At 66.9% G+C, this 4,228-nt stretch carries 5 protein-coding genes and 1 pseudogene; 1 reads left to right on the top strand and 5 read right to left on the bottom strand.

Annotated features, from left to right (window positions below):
* Positions 1 to 226 (top strand): annotated as a pseudogene (locus CH268_RS15610) (hypothetical protein); the annotation flags it as partial.
* Here CH268_RS15610 and CH268_RS15615 read toward each other — a convergent pair.
* From CH268_RS15615 to CH268_RS15635, 5 genes are all read right to left on the bottom strand, one after another.
* On the bottom strand, positions 202 to 1,476 hold the full coding sequence (locus tag CH268_RS15615; protein ID WP_141215153.1) for a hypothetical protein: 1,275 nt from the start codon (positions 1,474 to 1,476) through the stop codon (positions 202 to 204). The pseudogene CH268_RS15610 and the gene CH268_RS15615 overlap by 25 nt on opposite strands.
* Positions 1,477 to 1,601: 125 nt before the next feature.
* Positions 1,602 to 1,949 carry a helix-turn-helix domain-containing protein gene (locus CH268_RS15620; RefSeq protein WP_032400201.1) on the bottom strand — a complete coding sequence of 116 codons (348 nt, stop codon included), beginning with the start codon at positions 1,947 to 1,949 and terminating at the stop codon, positions 1,602 to 1,604.
* On the bottom strand, positions 1,949 to 3,079 hold the full coding sequence (locus CH268_RS15625; RefSeq protein WP_241258386.1) for a tyrosine-type recombinase/integrase: 1,131 nt from the start codon (positions 3,077 to 3,079) through the stop codon (positions 1,949 to 1,951). Before CH268_RS15625 ends, CH268_RS15620 begins: the two co-directional genes overlap by 1 nt.
* A gap of 77 nt (positions 3,080 to 3,156) precedes the next feature.
* Entirely contained in the window at positions 3,157 to 3,621 is a 465-nt protein-coding gene (locus tag CH268_RS15630; RefSeq protein WP_052047650.1) for a VOC family protein, read from the bottom strand.
* Between the two features lie 148 nt (positions 3,622 to 3,769).
* Positions 3,770 to 4,156 carry an alkylmercury lyase gene (locus tag CH268_RS15635; protein ID WP_349290281.1) on the bottom strand — a complete coding sequence of 129 codons (387 nt, stop codon included), beginning with the start codon at positions 4,154 to 4,156 and terminating at the stop codon, positions 3,770 to 3,772.
* Positions 4,157 to 4,228: the final 72 nt, after the last annotated feature.

The following is a 4,228-nucleotide window of genomic DNA, read 5'->3' on the forward strand; positions in this document are numbered from 1 at the left end:
GGCATCACGAACCAAGACCAGCACAGCGGACAAGGCCGAAGCACGCCGCGAGCTGGCGGCATCACTGCACACCTCGATCACCGACAAAGTGGCCGAGCTGACCAGCTCCGACACCTGGCGCGCGTACCTCGACCACGTGGCCTCGTTCCACTCCTACAGCACTGGCAGGGTTGCCGTATTCGACCCTGCGAATAGCGAGACTCAGGAGTGGCGGTCGGCGGCGTAGTTCGCCCATTGGCCGCTGGCTCGGAGCGTGTGCTGCGCGACGGTGTGTGCGTTCAGACCCAGCATCGCGGCGAGTGCGCTCGGTGGGAGCTCTCGGGTGAGGTGGGCGATGGCGGACAGTCTCAGGGCCTGCGGACTGATACCGATGCGACGCAACCGGTTACCGAGCGCCGTCGCCGTGAGTGGTATGTCAGCACGGTGACCGGGGAAGAGCCATGTCTGAGGTATCTGCTCGGCGGTTCCTGCGCGTCGTGGTCGGGGTAGTTGCAGTGCGATCTGGGCGAACGGATCCGGTAGCAGAAGCGTGTCGGCGCTGCCGAGCCGCAGTTCCACCCCGGCGTCGGTTTCGGTGACGTGGGCAGTGGTGAGTCCGGCGATACGGGTCAGTGGTTGGGCGAACAGCGCGATCAAGGCGCCGGCGAGCCGGTCGGCGGGGTCCAGAGACTCGTCGTGGACGAGGCGTCGGCAGATCTGCCACCTCTCGTCGTCGTCGGTGGGGACTTCCGCTCGGCCTCGGTAGCTCGAGGGGAGGGTGAGTGTGCGGGGTAGGTGCCGGTTGCGTCGTGCCCACGTCAGGAAGGACCGCACGCGCCAGTGGGCGGCTCCAGGCGCGCTGAACCAGGTGTCGATGTCGTGTTGTGTGCACTCGCCGAGCTCTGTCGAGCGCTGCTGCAGCAAGTCGAGGAACAGTGCCGATTGGCGAATCTGTGAGCGAGCGTTCTGGGCGCCGACATGGCCTTCCCGCTTCTCGGTCGCCGCGCGCAATCTGGGGAGTACGGCCCACTGTGTCCACCGGGTCAGGAGTGCGCGGTGGTTCGGGGTCAGGCTGCTCAGTAGTTGGGGGAGTTGGGCTTCGAGGCGGCGCAGGCTGCGGTCGAGGTCCGGGCCGAGGATGCCGGTGGCGACGAGGAGTGAGCGCAGGTGCTCGACCGACTTCGGGTGCGGGAGGGTGTCGAACGAGGTGTGTGTGAGGGCTGTGCTGCCGTCCTGGATGGAGAGCAGCAGGGGTGTGGTGCGGATCAGCCACCGGCGGGTGGTGACGGGTTCGGCGTGCAGGAGCGGCTGCCGCAGCGGTGCGAGGGGGCCGTCGGCATGAGGAGGGATTATCGCGTCGAGGCGGCGGGTCAGTGTGCACCGGTGACAGAGGGTGTCGCCTTCGGCGCCGGTGAGAGCTGATCCTGTTGCATCGCAACAGGTGCAGGTGCGACGCGCCTTCTGGCGGCACCACCGGCAGGTGTCGGCGTCGTCCAACAGTTTGTCCGGCTTTCTGCAGCCGGCGCACGTACCGCGGTGCTGCGTGGCTCGTTTTCTGCAGCGGTCGCACACCGTCATGCCGCGAACCTCGGCGGTGGTGCAGATGCGACACCGTCCTGCGATCACTGTCGCCGGATGTCGGCGCGTCGTGGTGTGCGGGTCTTGGCGCGGGTGGTCGCGGCAGCGGTGTCGGGGCGGTGTGTCGATGTTCCGGTCGCGGTCCCTGTGGCGGGTTCGGCGATCGGTTCGATGAGGTCGTTGGGTGTGCAGGTGAGGATGTCGCACAGTGCCATCAGCGTGCGCAGGCTCAGACGTTCGGGTGTCCCGGTGACCAGGCGATACACCTGTGCTTCGGAGAGTGTGATGCCCCGTTCGGCGAGGAGGGGTCCGAGTCCGGTGGTCGCGAAGATGCCCTGGTCGGCCAGGAGGCGGCGCAGATGCCACTGGTAGTTCAGCTGCGGGTGCGGCATCAGTTCTCCTCGTCGGTGCTCGCGGTGGTGAACGCCCGACTCAGTGCTCGTCGGAGGGCGTTGTTCTTGTAATCGGTGCCGACGCTGGTGTAGATCGCGGTGGTCGATCCCCAGGAGTGTCCGAGTTGTTGTTGGACGAAGAGGTGATCGAACCCGTCCTCGAGCAGATGTGTCGCATACGAGTGGCGCAGACAGTGCGGGCCGAGGTGCTTCTCGAGCCCGACGGCGTCGCGGTACTCGGCGAACCGTTGGGAGATCGACACCGCTCCCACCCGTGCGCTGCGCTCGGTGGGCCAGAGGGCGAGTTGGTCGGAGTCGTAGAGGGGCCGGATCTCGGTGACCCACTCGTCGACGGCCTCGGCGGCCCATTCCATGGTGGTCAGGACCGTGCGGCGCCGCGGCGGTCCGCCGGAGAGGGCTTTGCCGTGGCGCACCGACAGCGCCCCGTAGCGGCCGAACTCGGTGGCCGCGGGGTTGGCGGTCCAGTCGACGGTGTCGAGCATCGAGGCCTCCCGGCGGCGTAGGCCCCAGGCGTAGATCACCTTGAACAGCGTGGCGTCGCGATAGCTCGCCAGCCATCCTTTGCGGCCGGAGGCGCCGACCCGGTTCACCCGGGTGTCGCAGTAGTCGAAGAACGCCTGCAGCTCGTCGCGGGTCAGCGGCCGATTGCCGGGTCGCCCTTCATAGTCGCTGCGGTGCACGACCATGTTCCACTCGTGGAAGATCTGCACCGGGTGCACCCCGAAGTGCCGCTCACAGACCTCGTGCCACCGGTAGCGGACGTCGGAGATGTAGCTGCAGAAAAGCGATGCCGCCATCTGATACAGCCGCACCGTCGAATGCGCGGCTCCCGACTCCACCAGATGCGTCGTCCACTCCTCGACGTCCGCCGACGACCACTGCCACGGGTAGTCGTTGGTGAAGACCACCAACCGGCGCACGATCTGTGTCCGCCGCTCGATGGTCAGGTTCGCGAGCATCCGCGAGCGCTGCTGTTGCTCCCACCCTTCGATCATCGCCGCGAGCACGGTCTCCTCGGGCGCGAGCAGCGACAGACCGTCTCGCATCAGGTGATCTGCCGACCCCCCGGCGCGAGAAGCGCCGGACCCGACGGTATCCATGGCCGACATCGCATGAACGTATCATGCATCCAATGCAAGTTTCGTGATGACGCCGATGGATGCGTGGTGATCAACGGCTCCGCCGGTCAGGAAGTGGTGACAGCGTCACCGTCACCGTCGACGACCGGGCTTTCGGTCCGAATAGTGTTCGTGGAGAACGTGAGCAGGTTCCCATCGCCGTCGACGGTCGCGAATTCCGTCGTCCCCCAGTCCGTCGCGACGGGGTGGCCGGCGTCTGCCGGGTGCAGAACGCCCGCGCGCGAGAGTTCGTCGTACAGTTCCGTGATCTCGTCGACGGTGATGCGGCAACTGGCCGTTCCGGCGAGGAAGGTCTCCGCTCCGCTGCACACCGGCCACGGCGCAGGGTCGGTGCGGGTGGTCCAGCTGTCGTCGTCGGAGGCCCACAGGTGGATCTCGACGTCGTCTCGAGTGAGCTTGGCGAAGGTGGGATCGGAGTACTGCGCCGTGAAGCCGAAGGCGCGGGTGTAGACGGCGATCGCGGTCTCGATGTGCCGTACCGGCAGCGCGGGGACCGCTCTGGACATAGCCATGGGCAACACTAACGCCGGCGAACGCCACGAGGGAGTGAACGCTGCCGTGCCTTAGGGGAGTGCGTGCAGGTCGAGGTTCACTGGTCGCCGCGCGGGCGCTACCGCTCAGTGTTCGACCGGGGCGGCGGGACGCGACCCTTCGCTGCGTTCATCGTTGCAGCGCTTCGCCTTTCGATTGCAGCGACGCGGCGAGTTGGTCGACGGTCGGCAGACCCGCCAGGCCGCGGTCGGTCGAGTAGACGCGGCAGGCGAGTTCGGTCAGTTGCACGGCATCGTCGAAGGCATCGACGCCGTCGACAAGGATGGTCGGTGAGCCGGCGAAGGCCGACGCCGCTGCCTCGGCGTCGGACGAGATCAGCCGGTGACCGATCTCGATGTCCGACTGTCCGATCAGGCTGGCCGCAGCGCGAACCCGGTCCGCAGCTTCCTGCCAGTTCGGGCACCCGTCGAAGTACAAGATTTCCACCTTCATACGAGCGAGTCTGCCCTCGAATCGGATGGCGTGCCGGTGCGGCCACAACGGGCGTCGGTTCATGGTGAGATCGTGTCGGCTGCAACGGGCGGGGCGGCGATCGTGCATCTGATGCTATTCCGCATCCTTTTTCAA

This window comes from Rhodococcus sp. 06-1460-1B (assembly GCF_002258475.1).
In the GTDB taxonomy this organism is placed as follows: domain Bacteria; phylum Actinomycetota; class Actinomycetes; order Mycobacteriales; family Mycobacteriaceae; genus Rhodococcoides; species Rhodococcoides fascians.